11 protein-coding genes, 1 tRNA gene and 1 pseudogene are annotated in these 17,276 nt (G+C 62.2%); 9 read left to right on the top strand and 4 right to left on the bottom strand.

The window, feature by feature from the left end; all coding sequences use genetic code 11:
* Positions 1 to 81: 81 nt before the first annotated feature.
* Complete coding sequence (locus OKW44_RS11555) at positions 82 to 405, bottom strand: hypothetical protein (RefSeq protein WP_018424243.1); 324 nt, start codon at positions 403 to 405, stop codon at positions 82 to 84.
* Positions 406 to 632: 227 nt separating this feature from the next.
* Here OKW44_RS11555 and fdnG point away from each other — a divergent pair, with 227 nt between their 5' ends.
* The 9 genes and pseudogenes from fdnG to OKW44_RS11510 all read left to right on the top strand — a co-directional run bounded on the left by fdnG (position 633) and on the right by OKW44_RS11510 (position 13,194).
* On the top strand, positions 633 to 3,701 hold the full coding sequence (gene fdnG / locus OKW44_RS11550; RefSeq protein WP_162634089.1) for a formate dehydrogenase-N subunit alpha: 3,069 nt from the start codon (positions 633 to 635) through the stop codon (positions 3,699 to 3,701).
* A gap of 9 nt (positions 3,702 to 3,710) precedes the next feature.
* Entirely contained in the window at positions 3,711 to 4,634 is a 924-nt protein-coding gene (fdxH, locus tag OKW44_RS11545) for a formate dehydrogenase subunit beta (RefSeq protein WP_018424246.1), read from the top strand.
* Positions 4,631 to 5,287, top strand: a complete 657-nt coding sequence (locus OKW44_RS11540) for a formate dehydrogenase subunit gamma (RefSeq protein WP_018424247.1) — start codon at positions 4,631 to 4,633, stop codon at positions 5,285 to 5,287. The genes fdxH and OKW44_RS11540 overlap by 4 nt, the downstream gene beginning before the upstream one ends.
* 123 nt (positions 5,288 to 5,410) lie before the next feature.
* Positions 5,411 to 6,409: a formate dehydrogenase accessory protein FdhE gene (gene fdhE / locus OKW44_RS11535; RefSeq protein WP_026226485.1), complete on the top strand. Its 999-nt coding sequence runs from the start codon at positions 5,411 to 5,413 to the stop codon at positions 6,407 to 6,409.
* A 46-nt stretch (positions 6,410 to 6,455) separates the two neighbouring features.
* On the top strand, positions 6,456 to 7,904 hold the full coding sequence (gene selA / locus OKW44_RS11530) for an L-seryl-tRNA(Sec) selenium transferase (protein ID WP_026226486.1): 1,449 nt from the start codon (positions 6,456 to 6,458) through the stop codon (positions 7,902 to 7,904).
* Between the two features lie 13 nt (positions 7,905 to 7,917).
* A complete protein-coding gene (gene selB / locus OKW44_RS11525) occupies positions 7,918 to 9,831 on the top strand; it encodes a selenocysteine-specific translation elongation factor (RefSeq protein ID WP_018424250.1) in 1,914 nt (637 codons plus the stop codon).
* 49 nt (positions 9,832 to 9,880) lie between these two features.
* A tRNA-Sec gene (locus tag OKW44_RS11520) sits at positions 9,881 to 9,976 on the top strand.
* 978 nt (positions 9,977 to 10,954) lie between these two features.
* Positions 10,955 to 12,085 (top strand): IS110 family RNA-guided transposase, encoded by a 1,131-nt coding sequence (locus OKW44_RS11515; RefSeq protein WP_429410196.1) that lies wholly within the window; start codon positions 10,955 to 10,957, stop codon positions 12,083 to 12,085.
* Positions 12,086 to 12,382: 297 nt separating this feature from the next.
* A pseudogene (locus OKW44_RS11510) lies at positions 12,383 to 13,194 on the top strand (IS5 family transposase).
* 82 nt (positions 13,195 to 13,276) lie between these two features.
* On the opposite strand, the gene OKW44_RS11505 reads toward OKW44_RS11510, so the two are convergent.
* The 3 genes from OKW44_RS11505 to OKW44_RS11495 all read right to left on the bottom strand — a co-directional run bounded on the left by OKW44_RS11505 (position 13,277) and on the right by OKW44_RS11495 (position 17,152).
* The gene (locus tag OKW44_RS11505) at positions 13,277 to 14,929 is read right to left on the bottom strand and encodes an acyl-CoA synthetase (RefSeq protein ID WP_026226487.1); all 1,653 of its coding nucleotides are present in this window, start codon (positions 14,927 to 14,929) and stop codon (positions 13,277 to 13,279) included.
* A 14-nt stretch (positions 14,930 to 14,943) separates the two neighbouring features.
* Complete coding sequence (locus OKW44_RS11500; protein ID WP_051103868.1) at positions 14,944 to 15,669, bottom strand: nitroreductase; 726 nt, start codon at positions 15,667 to 15,669, stop codon at positions 14,944 to 14,946.
* 124 nt (positions 15,670 to 15,793) lie between these two features.
* The gene (locus tag OKW44_RS11495; protein WP_018424255.1) at positions 15,794 to 17,152 is read right to left on the bottom strand and encodes an MFS transporter; all 1,359 of its coding nucleotides are present in this window, start codon (positions 17,150 to 17,152) and stop codon (positions 15,794 to 15,796) included.
* Positions 17,153 to 17,276 lie beyond the last annotated feature (124 nt).

Here is a 17,276-nt window from a genome sequence, read left to right as displayed (position 1 = left end):
AAGGCTACAACGCAATTCCGCGGCGCCGCGCGAATCGATCCGCATCGACAGTTAACAAACCAGTTATCGCGATTCAGAACCTCATTTATTGCTGCCCGCGCCGGTCCCATACAGGCCATTGTCAAATCCGCCAGCGCCTTCGGTTTTTTCTTGACCGGCGGTTTTGCCGCGCGCGTTACCTTGTCCGCTGTCTTTCGACTGAGGTTTTTGCGATTCATGAACCGCCGAAGCAGCCGGTTCGGGCGTCGAACCCATCGCGGACGAGCGGCTTTCCATTTGCGAAGAGCCGCGCGGCTGGGGAATCTGCGCGAAGCTGGGCGGGCTCGAGGCCACCAGCGCGGCGCCGACGAGCGCCAGCGAGGCCGCGCCGCGTGCCGCGCGACAGGAGAAAGTCGAGTAGTTCATAGGAGTGCAATAATCCGTCGATCAGGTCAATGGGAGCCACCATTCGCGGATACAGCATGAACGGTGCCCAGCGGTGGGAATAAATCGTGCAAGCAGGGTGCCACCCTTCATCCAAGTGAGTTTCGCATGTCCCCTTTAGCCGGGTGGCGAAGGCACTACGATCTCGCTGCATGTCGCGAAACGGCATCTATAATCAATTTTGTCCCCAAAAGAGCCGAGGCCATGCAATGACGCAAATGACTCGGCGACAATTCCTGAAGGTCTCTGCCACGACACTTGCCGGATCGAGCCTGGCCCTGATGGGCTTCTCGCCGACACCCGCGCTGGCCGAAGTCCGTCAGTACAAATTGTCGCGTGCGACTGAAACCCGCAACACCTGCCCGTACTGTTCGGTGGGCTGCGGCATCCTGATGTACGGTCTTGGCGACGAGGCCAAGAATGTGAAGACGAGCATCTTCCACATCGAGGGCGACCCCGACCATCCGGTCAATCGCGGCACGCTGTGCCCGAAGGGCGCGAGCCTGATCGACTTCATCCATAGCCCGAGCCGTCTGCGCTATCCCGAGTACCGCGCGGCCGGGTCGAACGAGTGGAAGCGCATCTCGTGGGAAGACGCGCTAGACCGCATCGCGAAGCTGATGAAGGAAGACCGCGACGCGAACTTCGTCGAGACGACCGCGGACGGCAAGAAGGTCAACCGCTGGCTGACTACCGGCATGCTCGCGGCATCGGCCGGCAGCAACGAGGTGGGTTATCTGACGCACAAGACTGTTCGCAGTCTTGGCATGCTCGGATTCGACAATCAGGCGCGTGTCTGACATGGCCCGACGGTGGCAGGTCTTGCCCCGACGTTTGGCCGTGGAGCGATGACGAACCATTGGGTCGACATCAGAAACGCGGACGTGATTCTCGTGATGGGCGGCAATGCGGCCGAGGCACACCCATGCGGTTTCAAATGGGTCACCGAAGCCAAGGCGCACCGCAAGGCGCGCCTGATCGTGGTCGACCCGCGCTTTACGCGTACGGCGTCGGTCGCGGACTACTTCGTGCAGATCCGCACTGGTACGGACATTGCATTCCTCGGTGGAGTGATCAATTACCTGCTGACGAACGACAAGATCCAGCACGAGTACGTGAAGAACTACACGGACATGCCGTTCATCGTGCGTGAGGATTTCGCGTTCAAGGACGGCCTGTTTTCCGGCTACCACGCCGACACGCGCAGCTACGACAAGACCTCGTGGGACTACGAGCGCGGCGACGACGGCTTCGCCAAGGTCGACCCGACGCTGCAGGACCCGCGCTGCGTCTATCAGCTGATGAAGCAGCACTACTCGCGCTACACGCCCGAGCAGGTCGAGAAAATCTGCGGCGTGCCGAAGGAGAAGTTCCAGCACGTGTGTGAGATGCTCGCGTCGACGTCGGTGCCGAACCGCGCGGCCACGATCATGTACGCGCTCGGCTGGACGCATCATTCGATCGGCTCGCAGATGATCCGCACCGGCGCGATGGTGCAGCTGCTGCTCGGCAACATCGGCATCGCGGGCGGCGGCATGAACGCGCTGCGCGGCCATTCGAACATCCAGGGCCTGACGGATCTCGGCCTGATGTCGAACCTGCTGCCGGGCTACATGACGCTGCCCATGGAAGCGGAGCAGGACTTCGACGCCTACATCGCGAAGCGCGCCACGCAGCCGCTGCGGCCGAACCAGCTGAGCTACTGGCGCAACTATCGCGCGTTCCACGTGAGCTTCATGAAATCGTGGTGGGGCGACAAGGCGACCGCCGACAACAACTTCGCTTTCGACTATCTGCCGAAGCTCGATAAGTCCTACGACCTGCTGCAGGTCTTTGAGCTGATGAATCAGGGCAAAATGACCGGCTACCTCGCGCAGGGCTTCAACCCGCTTGCCGCCGCGCCGTTCAAGGCGAAGAACGGCGCGGCGCTGGCCAAGCTGAAGTGGCTCGTGATCATGGATCCGCTCGCGACCGAAACATCGGAGTTCTGGAAGAACCACGGCCCGTTCAACGACGTCGACAGCGGCTCGATCCAGACCGAGGTGTTTCGTCTGCCGACCACCTGCTTCGCCGAGGAACGCGGCTCGCTCGTTAGTTCGAGCCGGGTGCTGCAGTGGCACTGGCAGGGCGCGGCCGGTCCCGGCGAAGCGAAGAGCGACCTCGACATCATGGCGGGGCTGTGGCTGCGTATTCGCGACGCTTATCGCAAGGACGGCGGCAAGTATCCCGATCCGATCCTGAACATGAGCTGGCCGTATGCGAACCCGGAAAGCCCGACGCCCGAAGAACTCGCGATGGAGTACAACGGCAAGGCACTCGCGGATGTTACCGATCCGAAGGACACGACCAAGGTGCTCGCGAAGAAGGGCGAGCAGCTCGCGAGTTTCGCGCTGCTGCGCGACGACGGCTCGACCTCGAGCGGCTGCTGGATCTTCTGCGGCGCATGGACCCAGGCGGGCAACCAGATGGGCCGCCGCGACAACTCGGACCCGACCGGCATCGGCAACACGCTGAATTGGGCCTGGGCATGGCCGGTGAACCGGCGAGTTCTGTACAACCGCGCATCGTGCGACCTCAGCGGCAAGCCGTTCGATCCGACGCGCAAGCTGATCGCGTGGAACGGCAGCAAGTGGTCGGGCGCCGACATTCCGGACTTCAAGGTCGACGAGCCGCCCGAAAACGGCATGAATCCGTTCATCATGAATCCGGAAGGGGTCGCTCGGTTCTTCGCGCGCGAGAATATGGTGGAAGGGCCATTCCCCGAGCACTACGAGCCGTTCGAAACGCCACTCGGCTACAACCCGCTGCATCCGGACAACAAGTTGGCCGTCAGCAATCCGGCGGCGCGCGTGTTCCCGGACGACAAGGCCACCTTCGGCTCACACGAGAACTTCCCGCACACGGCAACCACTTATCGTCTGACCGAGCATTTCCACTACTGGACCAAACACGCGCATCTGAACGCGATCATCCAGCCCGAGCAATTCGTCGAGATCGGCGACGACCTCGCGAAGGAGATCGGCGTGGTGGCCGGCGACCGGGTCAAGGTGAGCTCGAACCGTGGGCATATGGTTGCCGTTGCAGTCGTGACGAAGCGGATCAAACCGCTGATGATCGAAGGCAAGAAGGTACAGACCGTCGGGCTGCCGCTGCATTGGGGCTTCATGGGAGTCGCAAGGCCGGGCTATCTAATCAATACGCTGACGCCCCCGGTGGGCGACGGGAATTCGCAGACACCGGAATTCAAGTCGTTCCTCGTCAAGGTCGAAAAGGCATAAGGAAAAGAGATGGCACTGCAATCACTGGACATCAGACGCGTTTCGGCCACCACCAGGCAGCCGCCGGTGATTCGCGAGCCGGCCACGGGCACGGTCGCGAAGCTCATCGACGTGTCGAAGTGCATCGGCTGCAAGGCGTGTCAGACGGCTTGCATGGAGTGGAACGATCTGCGCGACGAGATCGGCGTGAACGTGGGCGTCTACGACAACCCGCCCGATCTCACCGAGAATTCGTGGACCGTCATGCGGTTTGCCGAGTACGAGAATTCCGCCGGCGATATCGAATGGCTGATCCGCAAGGACGGCTGCATGCACTGCGAGGACCCGGGCTGCCTGAAGGCCTGTCCGGCGCCGGGCGCGATCGTGCAGTACACGAACGGCATCGTGGATTTCCACCAGGAGAACTGCATCGGCTGCGGCTTCTGCATCGCCGGCTGCCCGTTCGACATCCCGCGTATGTCGCAGAAGGATCGCCGCGTGTACAAGTGCACGCTGTGTTCGGATCGGGTGGCGGTCGGCCAGGAACCGGCCTGCGTGAAGACCTGCCCGACCGGCGCGATCATGTTCGGCACCAAGGAGGACATGAAGCAGCAGGCCGAGGACCGCATCGTCGATCTGAAGGAGCGCGGTTTTCAGAACGCTGGCCTGTATAACCCGGACAAGGTCGGCGGCACCCATGTGATGTACGTGTTGCACCACGCCGACCGGCCGTCGCTGTATCACGGCCTGCCGGACGATCCGCGCATCAGTCCACTGGTCTCGTTGTGGAAGGGCATAGCCAAGCCGATCGGGCTCGCCATTATGGGGATCGCCGCGCTCGCGGGCTTCTTCCACTACACGCGCGTCGGCCCGAACGAGGTGTCTGAAGCCGACGAGGCCGCCGCCGTCAAGGAAGCCGAGGAAGCACGCCGTTCGCGGGAGGATACGCAATGAACCGCTCTGAGGACACCGACTTCACGGACGTGAAGGGCAACCGCCTGATCGTGCGCTATACGCCGAACGAGCGCACGAATCATTGGATCACCGCGATCTGTTTCATCCTGCTTGCGCTGTCCGGTCTCGCGATGTTCCATCCGTCGATGGCGTTTCTGTACGCGGTACTCGGCGGCGGGCAGTGGACGCGGATTCTGCACCCGTTCATTGGCTGCGTGATGTTCATCTCGTTCCTGATTCTTGCGTTGCGCTTCTGGCATCACAACTATCTGGACCAGGCGGATATCCAGTGGATGAAGCAGATCGGCGACGTGCTGAACAATCGCGAGGAACGCCTGCCCGCAATCGGCAGGTACAACGCCGGGCAGAAGCTGCTGTTCTTCGTGATGGTGATCTGTATGCTGCTGCTGTTGCTGAGCGGCATCGTGATCTGGCGGCGCTACTTTTCGTTCTATTTCCCGATTGGTGTGATCCGGCTCTCGGCGCTCGTACATGCATTTGTGGCGTTTTTGCTGATCGTCGGCATCATCGTGCATATCTATGCGGCGCTGTGGGTCAAGGGCTCCGTGGGTGCGATGACACGTGGCACCGTCACGTATGGCTGGGCGCGCAAGCACCATCCGAACTGGTTCAGGGAAATCATCGGCAAGTAAATACGCTCCATGGACTCTGCTCCGATGCGGACTCTAATGCACTGGACGCAGCGCCCCTCGCACCGGGCCGCCGCGCCTCGTCGATGACGGGCGGCGGCCCTTCAGTTTTCAGAGGTCGATATCTTGACTCAACGCATTCTCGAAGCCGCCGACATCGAGTCGCTCGATCCCTCGGCAATACCCCGCATCCGCATGCCCGAGCGGCTCGCGGTGTTCGCGCCGCGCGCCGCGCGCCTGCGTCAGCTCGCCTCGCGCGGCAATCCGATCGCCGGCTACCTGCGGCTGATGGCGGCGCTCGCCGATGCGCAGCAGGCGGTGCTCGCGCACTTCAAGGCCCAGCCGCCGAGCCCCGAGCTGATCGCGAGCGCGCAGCAGTATTCGATGCCGCTGATTCCGGCGCTGTCCGGCGCGCGCGATCCGGCGTGGCGCGACGTGCTGCTACAACTGCTCGACAAGGTCGAAGCGGCGGGTCCGTTGACGCCGCCGCTCGTGGCGTTGTTCGCGCGCCTGCGCTCGCTCGACGTCGCCGCGCTCGAAGCGCAGGCCGACGCGATCTTCGCGCAGCGCTTCGCCGACGTCGAGCCGGCGAGCGCGCCGTTCATCATGGCCGCGCTGCAGGTCGTATGGACCGACCTCGCCGCCGACATCGACAAGCGCGCCGTACCGTACCTCGACACACCGGGCCTGTGCCCGGTGTGCGGCTCGCATCCGGTGGCGAGCACGCTGCGCATCGGCGGCGCGTACGACAACTATCGCTATCTGCAATGCGGATTGTGCGCGACCGAATGGCATATGGTCCGTAGCAAATGCTCGAACTGCGATTCGACGAAGGGCATCGCGTACCAGGTAGCCGGCTCGCCCGACGCCGACGCAGCCGCGCGCGAGGCCGAATCGAAAAACGCCGCGCTGAAGGCGGAGTCGTGCGACGAATGCCATACTTACCGCAAGATCGGCATCCAGGCGAAGGACTACGAGTTCGATCCCTTCGCGGACGACCTCGCGAGCCTCACGCTCGATCTGCTGATGGGCGCGGAAGGTTACCGGCGCGCGTCGCCGCATCCATGGCTGTGGCCGGAGCAGACGGCCGGCGCGGCCGAAAAGGAGGGCGACGACTCGGCCTGACGGCGACCCGACCGGACGCAAGTTCAAAACGACATAAGGATTGCTCGTGAGCGATGTGAGCAGCTCGGCATTGCGCGCGCTGATGGCGCGCGTGCCGTCGGTGGACAAGGTATTGGCGTCGGAAGAATTCGTGCCGCTCATTGGCGCATACGGCCGCACCCAGGTACTCAACGCGCTGCGCGACGCGCTCGATGCGTGGCGCATCAGCGCGCAATCGGGCGATGCGGCGGCCACCCCGGCGGTGAGCGCGCTCGATACCGCGCGGCTGCATGCGACGGTCGCCGCGGCGCTGCTCGCGCGTAACGCGTCGCGGCTGCGCAGCGTGTTCAATCTGACCGGCACCGTGTTGCACACGAACCTCGGCCGCGCGCTGCTGCCCAATGAGTCGGTGCGCGCGGTGATGAGCGCGCTCACGCAACCGGCCAACCTTGAGTTCGATCTCGCCACCGGCACGCGGGGCGACCGCGACGATCTGATCGATGATCTGATCTGCGAGCTGACCGGCGCCGAAGCGGCGACCATCGTCAACAACAACGCCGCCGCGGTGCTGCTCACGCTGTCCGCGCTCGCGGCGAAGAAGGAAGTGGTGGTGTCGCGCGGCGAACTCGTCGAAATCGGCGGCGCGTTTCGCATTCCCGACATCATGAGCCGCGCGGGCGCGAAGCTGCGCGAAGTCGGCACGACGAACCGCACCCATCTGAAGGACTATGAACAGGCGATCAACGCGCGTACCGCGCTGCTGATGAAAGTCCACGCGAGCAACTATGCGATCAGTGGCTTCACGAAGGAAGTCGGCATCGAAGAGATCGCGCCGCTCGCGCACGCGCGCGGGCTTGCAGTCGCCGTCGATCTCGGCAGCGGCACGCTCGTCGATCTCGCCGAATGGGGCTTGCCGCGCGAGCCGACGGTGCGCGAGACCGTCGCGGCCGGCGCCGATCTGGTCACGTTCAGCGGCGACAAGCTGCTCGGCGGCCCGCAGGCCGGGTTGATCGTCGGGCGGCGCGATCTGATCGCGAAGATCAAGAAGCATCCGCTGAAGCGCGCACTGCGGGTCGGCAAGCTGACACTCGCGGCGTTGGAGCCTGTGCTCCAGTTGTATCGCGCGCCGGAGAAGTTGACGGAGCGGCTGACCACGCTACGGCTCCTCACGCGGCCCGCCGAAGATATTCACGGCGCCGCGCAGCGCGTGTTACCGGCGCTACAGCAGGCGATCGACGCGCGCTACACCGTGGCCGCGGAGCCGATGTTCAGCCAGATCGGCAGCGGCGCCTTGCCCGTCGACGTGCTGCCGAGCTATGGCCTCGTCATCAGGATGACCGACGGCAAGCGCGGCGGCCGTCATCTGCTCGCGCTCGAAAAGCAGTTGCGCGAGATGGCGCGGCCGGTGCTCGGCCGGATCGCGGACGACGCGTTGCGGCTCGATCTGCGCTGCCTCGAAGCCGCCGACGAAGCACAATTGATCGCACAGCTGATCGCGCAACCGAAAAGCAACTGAAGGACGGGAACGCATGATCGTCGGTACTGCTGGGCATATCGACCACGGCAAAACGAGCCTCGTGAAGGCACTCACCGGCGTCGACACGGACCGGCTCAAGGAAGAAAAAGCGCGCGGCATTTCGATCGAGCTCGGCTACGCGTACGTACCGCTCGACAACGGCGACGTGCTCGGTCTGATCGACGTGCCGGGCCACGAAAAGCTCGTGCATACGATGACCGCGGGCGCGAGCGGCATCGACTTCGCGCTGCTCGTAATCGCCGCCGATGACGGCGTGATGCCGCAAACGCGCGAACATCTGGCGATCGTCGAACTGCTCGGCATCCGGCGCGGCGCAATCGCGTTGACGAAAGTGGATCGCGTCGACGACGAGCGCCTGCGTGAAGTGCGCGATGAAGTGAGTATATTCGTCGCTGGCAGCGTGCTGCGCGACGCGCCGATATTCGATACCTGCGCGACGCGCGCGGGCGATGCGGGCGTCGCCGCGCTGAACGCGCATCTGCGCGAGCAGGCCGCCGCATGGCGCATGAAGCGCGACGACGGCCTGTTCCGCCTCGCCGTCGATCGCGTGTTCACGCTCGCGGGGCAGGGCACGATCGTCACCGGGACCGTGGTGGCGGGCAGCGTGAGCGTCGGCGACACGATGCTGCTCGCGCCGAAAAACGAACCGGTGCGCGTGCGCAGCATCCACGCGCAGAATCGCCCCGCCGAAACCGGTCGCGCCGGCCAGCGCTGCGCGCTGAATCTGGCGGGCATCGAGAAGAGTGCGATCGAGCGCGGCGACTGGATCGTCGATCCGCGACTGTCGCAAGCGAGCGAGCGCATCGACGTCGCGTTGACGCTGCTCGCCGACGCGCCGCACGCGCTCGAACATTGGGAGCCGCTGCACGTGCATCTCGGCACGCAGCATCAGGTTGCGCATGTCGCGCTGCTCGAAGGCGACACGCTCGCGCCCGGTCAGCGCGCGCGCGTGCAACTCGTGTTCGAGCGGCCGCTGTGCGCGGTGCCGGGCGATCGCTTCGTCGTGCGTAACGCTCAGGCCAATCGCACGGTGGGCGGCGGGCACGTGCTCGATGCGTTCGCTCCGGCGCGCAAGCGGCGCTCGCCGGAGCGCTTCGGCTGGCTCGACGCGATGCAGTCGCTGCTCGACACCGGCTCACTCGACGCGCTGTTCGCGCGCGCACCTCACGGATTGTCGCGGGCGTTGCTGGAGCGCCTCACGGGGATGCCGGCGGCGGCGCTCGCGTTGCCCGCCCCGACACGCACGATCGAGTTACCGGGCCATGACGCGCTGCTGGTCGCGGACGCGACATGGCACACGCTCGAGGGGCGCCTGACGAGTGCGCTCGCGCAATACCACGAGCGCTCGCCCGACGAATTCGGCCCGGACGTGTCGCGCTTGCGGCGCATCGCGGCGCCACTGGTCGACGACGCGCTGTGGCGCGCGCTGGTCGACGATGCGGCGGCGCGTGGCGAGCTCGTCAGACGCGGACCGTGGCTGCATTTGCCCGGCCACGCCGCGACGCTCGACGCCGCCGATCAGGCGCTTGCCGCGACGCTGCTGCCCGAGATCGAGGCGGGGCGTTTCGATCCGCCGTGGGTGCGCGAGCTCGCGAACGCGCACGGTGTGCCGGAGGAGCGCGTGCGTCAGTTGCTGCGCAAGCTCGCGCGTCAGGGCGAGCTGTTCCAGGTCGTGCACGACCTGTTCTATCACCAGAAGGTGATTCGCGAACTTGCGTCGATCGCGGCGGCGGAGGCGCACAAGAACGGCGGCACCGTGGCGGCCGCGCCGTTTCGGGACGCGACCGGGCTCGGCCGAAAACGTGCGATCCAGCTTTTGGAGTTCTTCGACCGGGTTGGGTATACTCGCTTTCACCGTGGCCTGCACCTCGTGCGCACGGATAGCCGCTGGCTCGATCTGCCTTGACCTGGCTGGCGGTCTGTTTCTATCGGGCTCGCGTCATTCAATCACCGTAGGAAGGCATTCGTATCCGGTGGTGCGGCTGGGCTTCAAACCCAGTTGAGGGCGTCAGACGCTCTTAGGTCGGTTCGACTCCGGCTGCCTTCCGCCAGTCAAGGCTTCCCGGGCATTCAGCAGAGTGTGGAAGAAACCATATAACTTCCGTTTGGAAGCTTTATGGTGAATTTTGCGCCGCAAGTTGTAACACGCAACGTCGGCGGCAAAAAGGCGCCGGCGCGGTGCGCTTAACAGTACGAGTGTGGCTTGGTGCCTCTTCTGAGTGCACCGTTAAACTGCTTACGGACTGTTTTTTCTGACGCCGCAGCGACGGGAACTCCGTCCGACGAGTGGTTGTCGTCTGTCTTCAGGAGCGGGCAGGTTGCTCTCCGCGAAGGCTTCCCTGCTATGCCTCCGGCACTACGAGGATGCCTTGGAGAGCGCGAAGCTGTGCCTGCCGGATGCAAGTACGGTCTGCGGGTTTGTCCACACCCAGACCGTGTGATTGTGCGAATCTGAGCAGCTTATCGATGGCGGGGCGCTCGCCACCCGAAATCATGCGTGTCGCTTCATGAAAAATGGCGTTATCAAGCCGGCTTCTCCGTTCTTCGCGAGCGCCTTCGATAGCCTCTTTACGTTTAGCTTTGGTGTTTTTCGTTACGTGGCGACATAGGTTCGGAAAGTGGGCGTACGCCTGGGTGGGCTGTAGATGTATTGCCTCCAAGGCGGACGTAAGGCTATTAAAGTCGACTATCGATCTCGCGGTGAAAAGGCGTTTCTTCGTCCATCTAGCCATCCGAAATTGATCTGCTGCTAACTTCGGCTAACTCACAAAGTGTGGTGTTCGCCGCTGCGGTTTCGAAGCGACACGGAGTGTGTGTCTTTCAAGTCGTCCGTAATCGGCTAGGCGTCGAATGGACATCCACTAACTAGACGGTGTTAGGAACTTCCGGTCAAAACCTGGTAGGCAGTATGACTTCCTGCGGGACAGAGGCTGGCCTGCCGCAACGGAATCAAACGCGGGCTAGCATTGCTGTCAGAGCCGCACGGTGCGGACGTGCCGCACCCGGCGATTTCCGACGCGGAGGCCAGCATGGAGCACGATAGCACTCTTTACGTGGGTCTTGATGTTCATAAGGATTCGATCACGGTCGCCTATGCCATTGGTTCGGGCGAGGTTGAACTGCTCGGCAAGATCGGTACTACGCAGGCCGACGTGGAACGGTTGTGCAAGAGACTGCAATCTAAAGCGCGATGCGTCAGCATCGTCTACGAAGCCGGTCCGTGCGGATATGGGCTTTACCGGCAGCTTGTCCAGAAAGAATTCCAGTGCATGGTCTGCGCGCCCTCGCTGATTCCCCGCAAGCCAGGTGAGCACATCAAGACTGACAGACGTGATGCCGTCAAGCTCGTCCGATCGCTGCGTGCCGGCGACCTGTCGGCCGTATACGTCCCCAGCATCGACGATGAAGCATTCCGGGATCTGGCCCGCGCATGGGTGATTGCCAAGGACGACCTCAAGCGTGCACGGCAACGGGTAAAAGCCTTTCTGCTGTCGCACGGCGTGCGCTACACCGGCTCTGCCGGCTGGGGGCCGGCGCACCGACGCTGGCTGAGCGCATACAGCTTCGACAGTGCGTGGCAGCAGTTTGCGTTTGAAGAGCTACGTCGCGCGATCGAAGACCGGCTCGCCCAATGTGACCGGCTGGAGTCCGCGCTGCGTGAGGCAGTCGTCAACTGGCGCTTCTATCCCGCCGTCCTGGGCCTGCAGGCAATGCGCGGTGTCCAGTTCACCACGGCAGTGGGCATGCTCGCCGAGCTGGGCGATCTCTCACGCTTCGTGCACCCACGCCAGTTGATGGCGTGGCTCGGGGTGACGCCGTCCGAGCACTCATCGGGCGGCAAGCGTCGTCAGGGCAGCATCACTAAAAGCGGCAACAGTTATGCAAGAAAGCTGCTAGTTGAAGCCGCATGGAGCTATCGCCACCCTGCGCGTGTGAGCCCCGATATTCAGCGTCGTCACGAAGGTCTGCCTAAACCGATTGTAGATCGAGCCTGGGACGCACAGGTGCGCCTGTGCCGACGCTATCGCAAACTCGTCGCGCGCGGCAAGCAGAAGAATATCGCCGTAGTCGCAGTTGCCCGTGAACTCAGCGGATTCATCTGGGACATCTGCCGGCTCTCCTTGTCGCTGGCCATACCGCGCGAGACACAGATGCCGTGATGTACAGCAATGCCCTGCGTCTGCATCCACCGTAACGACACGTGCAGGAGTTTCCTGAAGGCGGCGTAGCCCGGCACACGAGTAACCCGCGACCAGGGTAGGCAACGGATCTCATCCGAATTGCGGTGGTAGGTAGCGGAAGGCTCATTGGGCGGACATCTGTAATGCGGTAGCCAATCCGCGGATATCAGCTTGATCCACCGTCGAGATTTACTGCTACGTCGCCCTCAGGAAATTCAAACATCGAAAACACAGAACCGATCATATTGACACGAGAAGTCATATCACCCTGGAGGGATGACAAGAGAGAAACGTAAAGCCTACCCGACAGACGTGTCAGACGAAGAATGGAGCTTCGTAGCAGCGTATCTGACGTTGATGGATGAGAGTGCACCACAGCGTAAATACGAGTTGCGCGAGATGTTCAATGCGTTGCACTGGATGGCTCGCGCTGGGCTGCGTGGCGAATGCTGCCGACCAACTTTCCGCCGCGGGAACTCGTGTACCAGCAGACGCAACGATGACTGGCGGCCGGCTGTTTCGAGTGCATGGTGAGTGATCTTCGTTCGATCATCCATGTCGCGCAGGGGCGGCAGGGGCAGCCCAGCGCGGTGATCCTTGACGGCCGTACGATGCAATCGACATGTGACAGCGGTCCAGGCGCAGGATATGACGGCTACAAGCGCAAGCGTGACAGCAAGGTGCATATGGCGGTCGACACGCTGGGTCAGTTGCTCGCCGTACACGTGACACCGGCCAACGAGCAGGAGCGCGCGCAGGTGGCAGACCTGGCGCGCCAGGTGCAGCAGGCAACGGGAGAAACCGTGAAAGTGGCCTTTGCCGATCAGGGTTACACGGGCGAAGCTCCTGCGCAGGCCGCGCGCGCTCAGGGAATTGATTTCCAGGTGGTCAAACTCGATGAAGCGAAAAAGGGTTTCGTGCTGTTGCCACGTCGATGGGTAGTCGAGCGCAGCTTCGGATGGCTCAACCGCTTTCGACGCCTCGCTCGTGACTACGAACGCTTGCCCGAAACACTCGCAGGTCTGCATTTTGTCGTCTTCGCCATGCTTATGCTTGTCCATGCAATCCCAGTACTTCGAAGTTCCTAACACCGTCTAGGCGCGACTACCGTCGCACTTGACTGTAGTCGCGCTTTACAGCGCACGGCGTGTTCAGTGGTACGCCAGAGCCTCAGCCGGCCAATCTAGTAATCGCTGCTCGGCTGCCCGCTTGCTCACGCAGACGAAACTTCTGGATCTTCCCGGTAGCGGTCTTGGGCAATTCGCCGAAGATCACGCGACGCGGGCATTTGAAATGCGCCAGTCGCTCCCGACAGAACAAAATTACATCCTCCTCCGTTATGTCGGAGGCATCCGGCTTCAGCTCGATAAACGCACAAGGAGTCTCGCCCCATTTGTCATCGGGCTGCGCGACCACGGCCGCGTTCAGGACGCCCTGCATGCGGTAGATGACCTCCTCCACTTCGACAGACGAAATGTTCTCCCCACCGGAGATGATCACGTCCTTGGAGCGGTCTGTGATCTGGATATAGCCGTCAGGATGGACGACGGCCAGATCTCCAGTATGGAACCAGCCGCTGGCGAAAGCTTTTGCCGTCGCGTCGGGGTTCTTAAGGTATCCCATCATCACCGTATTCCCTCGGACCAGAACCTCACCGCAAGACTTGCTATCGGCTGACACCGTCTCGAGCGTCTCAGGATCGGCGACCGACATTTTTTCGAACGCTGCCGCACGTACGCCTTGCCGCGCTTTCAATTTCCCTTGCTGCTCCGGCGGCAACGCATCCCACTCGTCATGCCATGCACAGCTGATCGGAGTGCCGGAAATCTCAGTAATCCCAAAGACGTGGTCGACATCGAAACCCATCGCGCCAACGGCCTCGAGAACAGCGGCTGGCGCCGGCGAGCCGGCTGTCAGGACCCGTACCCGACGCGGCAGCGGCTGCCGTTCTGAATGAGGCATGCTTGCGAGGCCTGACAGGACGATCGGCGCCGCACAAAAGTGATCTACACCATGTCTGACGATGGCGGAAAGAACATTGGCAGCATTGACCTTGCGCAGGCATACATGTGTTCCGGCGGCGGCAGTAATCGCCCATGTGAAGCACCAGCCGTTCGCATGGAACATGGGAAGCGTCCACAAATAAACCGGCGCGCGCGGGAGCGGCCAGTTTGTCATCTGCAACAGGCTCATCAGATAGGTGCCGCGGTGGCTGGGAACGACGCCCTTCGGATCCCCGGTTGTGCCCGACGTGTAATTCAGGGCAATGGGCGTCCACTCGTCGACCGGGTGGCGACCGGCAAATGCCGGATCGCCGCTCGCCAGCAGCGACTCATAATCAGTTTCCCCGATGGCGGGGCCGTCAGGCGCTTCGTGATCGTTGATGTCGATCACGCGCGGCGGATTGGAAACCGACTGCAACGCTTTCTCGACCAGCGGAGCAAATTCGCGATCTACCAGCAGGAGCTTGCATTCGCCGTGGCGCAGAATGAATGCGACACCGTCAGCATCGAGGCGGCAATTGACGGCGTTGAGCACGGCACCGGACAGCGGCACGCCAAAGTGAGCCTCAAGCATGGCCGGGGTGTTCGGCGCGATGATCGAAACGGTGTCGCCCGATTCGATCCCCGACTGAACGAGCGCCGACGCGAGGCGATAGCAACGCTCGCGGGTTTCGGCCCACGTCTGGCGGAAGTCGCCATGAATGATCGCGGTCCGATCCGGATAGACATCGGCGGTTCGATCGAGGAAGGTCAATGGCGTCAATGGAACATGGTTTGCTGCGTTCTTCTCAAGTCCTTGAGAGTAGGCCGTTGCACTCATGACTTTGTCTCCGTTCATTCTTCGTAGAAAGTAGTGAAATCGCCGACTGGGCTGCGCTCCGTGACGAGCGAGTTCTCGACGCAACTGGGATCCGCATAACCCAGGCTCATCCCGCAGACCAACATGTGATTGTCGGGAATGGACAGTTCGTTGGCGATGACACGGTGGAACTTGTTGAAAGCCGCCTGCGGGCAGGTGTCGAGGCCCCGCGCCCGGGCAGCGATCATGATGCTTTGCAGGAACATGCCGGTGTCCAGCAGACTTCCTTCACGCATGATCCGGTCAACCGTGAAAAACAGGCCTACGGGCGCATCAAAGAAGCTGTAGTTGCGGCCGTGCTGGACGTGCATCCGCTCCTTGTCCCCCTTCTGGATGCCCAGCAGGCCGTACAGATTCCAACCGACCTTGCGCCGGCGGTCCACATACGGCGCGATCCATTCGCGCGGGTAGTAATCGTAGGGCTCTTCCAGGTCTGAACTTCGTGCAGGATCATCATTGATCTCGTTGATGGCGGCAGACAGGCGGGACTTCATCGTGCCTGTCACCACATGCACATGCCAGGGCTGGATGTTGACGCCGGTTGCGCTGAAGCGCGCAACGTTGAGGATGGACTCGACTTCCTCGGGGGGAACCGGTATGGGCAGGAAAGCACGGACGCTGCGCCGGGTGACGAGTGCCCAATCGACGGCTCGACTCACGTCGGCAAACGAGCTGAAAGGAGGAGGAGATAGACGGTCCATTTTTTTCGGCATGTTGAAAATTTGCTGCGACCTCGACTTGGTGTTTTTTCGGGTGGAGAGTCCGTAACACCCGCGCTCTTCACACGAACGAACCTCGACCATGAAGCCGCGTATGGTAGAGACCTCAGCGCCCTGCACTACCCTGAACTACGGCAACAGGGGCGCCGGCTGAGCGGAATGAGTCGGCACGTGTCTGATTGATCAGCGTCACCGCCGCCGCACCGATGAGGCCAGCCAGACCGATCGCCATGAAGTTCTGTTCAAGCGGCAGCTTCAGGGAGACGAGCCAGCCGATGAGCACCGGTGCCACGATGGCGCCGATCCGGCCCACGCCAGAAGCAAAGCCAACACCGGTAGACCGGATCGCATGAGGATAGAAGTCACCCGCGTAAGCATAGGCAAGCAGTTGCGTACCAAGCGTCGATGCGCCGACAACGAATACGACGGCAAACAGCGACACGGTCGACTTCGTGTAGCCCATCAGCGACAGCACAACCGCCCCCACGATGTAAAACGCGATCAGTACCCTCTTGATGTTGACCTTGTCGCTGAGCCAACCACCAAAAATCGCACCGGCGATGGCACCGACGTTGAAGATGATCACGAAGTTCAAAGCTGAACCCAGGCTGTATCCAGCCATTGCCATCAGCTTGGTCAACCAGGAGCTGAGTGCGTAGACCATGAACAGGCCGGTCATGAACGCGACCCAGATCATCGTGGTACTGACGCCCCGCCCATCCTGGAAGAGGCGTCGCACCGAAGCGTCCTTGCTTTTGACCGCCGAAGATCCGGCAAACTGCTCCTGACCGCTCACCGCATAGTCGGGCACCAACCGCCTCACCACGGTGCGCAGTTCGTCGTGCCGGCCGCTTTTGACCAGGAAGGACATCGAATGGGGCATCGTTTTGATGATGAACGGAATGAGCAGGACAGGCAGACCTGCGGCAAGAAAGACGGATTGCCAGCCGTAGCTGCCGATAAGCTGCTTTGCAGTCAGCGCCACAAGAATTCCGCCAATGGAATATCCCGCGAACACCAGCGTCACCAATCGTGTGCGCAGGGCGTTCGGCGAAAATTCTCCCATCTGTGCGGTGACAATTGGCAAGACCCCGCCAATGCCCAGACCAGCGATGAATCGCGTCATGCTGAAAGCGATGGGATCGCTGGTCAATCCAGCCGCTGCGGTGAAAAGACTGAACAGCGCGACGCAAACACAGATCATCATTGGTCGGCCGAAACGGTCAGCCAGCGTGCCAAGAAAAATGGCCCCGAGCATCACGCCAAAAAGCGCCGATCCGGCCATGACGCCAGCCCTGGTAGCGTCGATGCCCATGTCCTTCATGATTGATGGCAACGCTGCGCCCACGACGGCAAGATCGTAGCCGTCGAGTATCAGCATCAACAGACACCAGAACAGGACCAGGGTGTGAAAGCCATTGAATCTTGCCTCACCCGCGAGCGAGTGCACATCTATCTGGTTCATCTTGTCTCCTTTGGTTTATCGTCGTGGGCGAGGTCCACGCCAGTTCCAACAGCGCCCTCAATGGGGCGGCCTTGTCGCGACTCGATTGGCCGTTGGTCTGTGCTGTAGCCAGTTTCAGCGGGAC

Origin of the sequence: Paraburkholderia lebeckiae (genome assembly GCF_050436325.1) — a bacterium.
Classification (GTDB): Bacteria; Pseudomonadota; Gammaproteobacteria; order Burkholderiales; family Burkholderiaceae; genus Paraburkholderia; species Paraburkholderia tuberum.
Note: the sequence above shows the minus strand (reverse complement) of the source record. Positions and strands in the feature narration are given on the sequence as shown.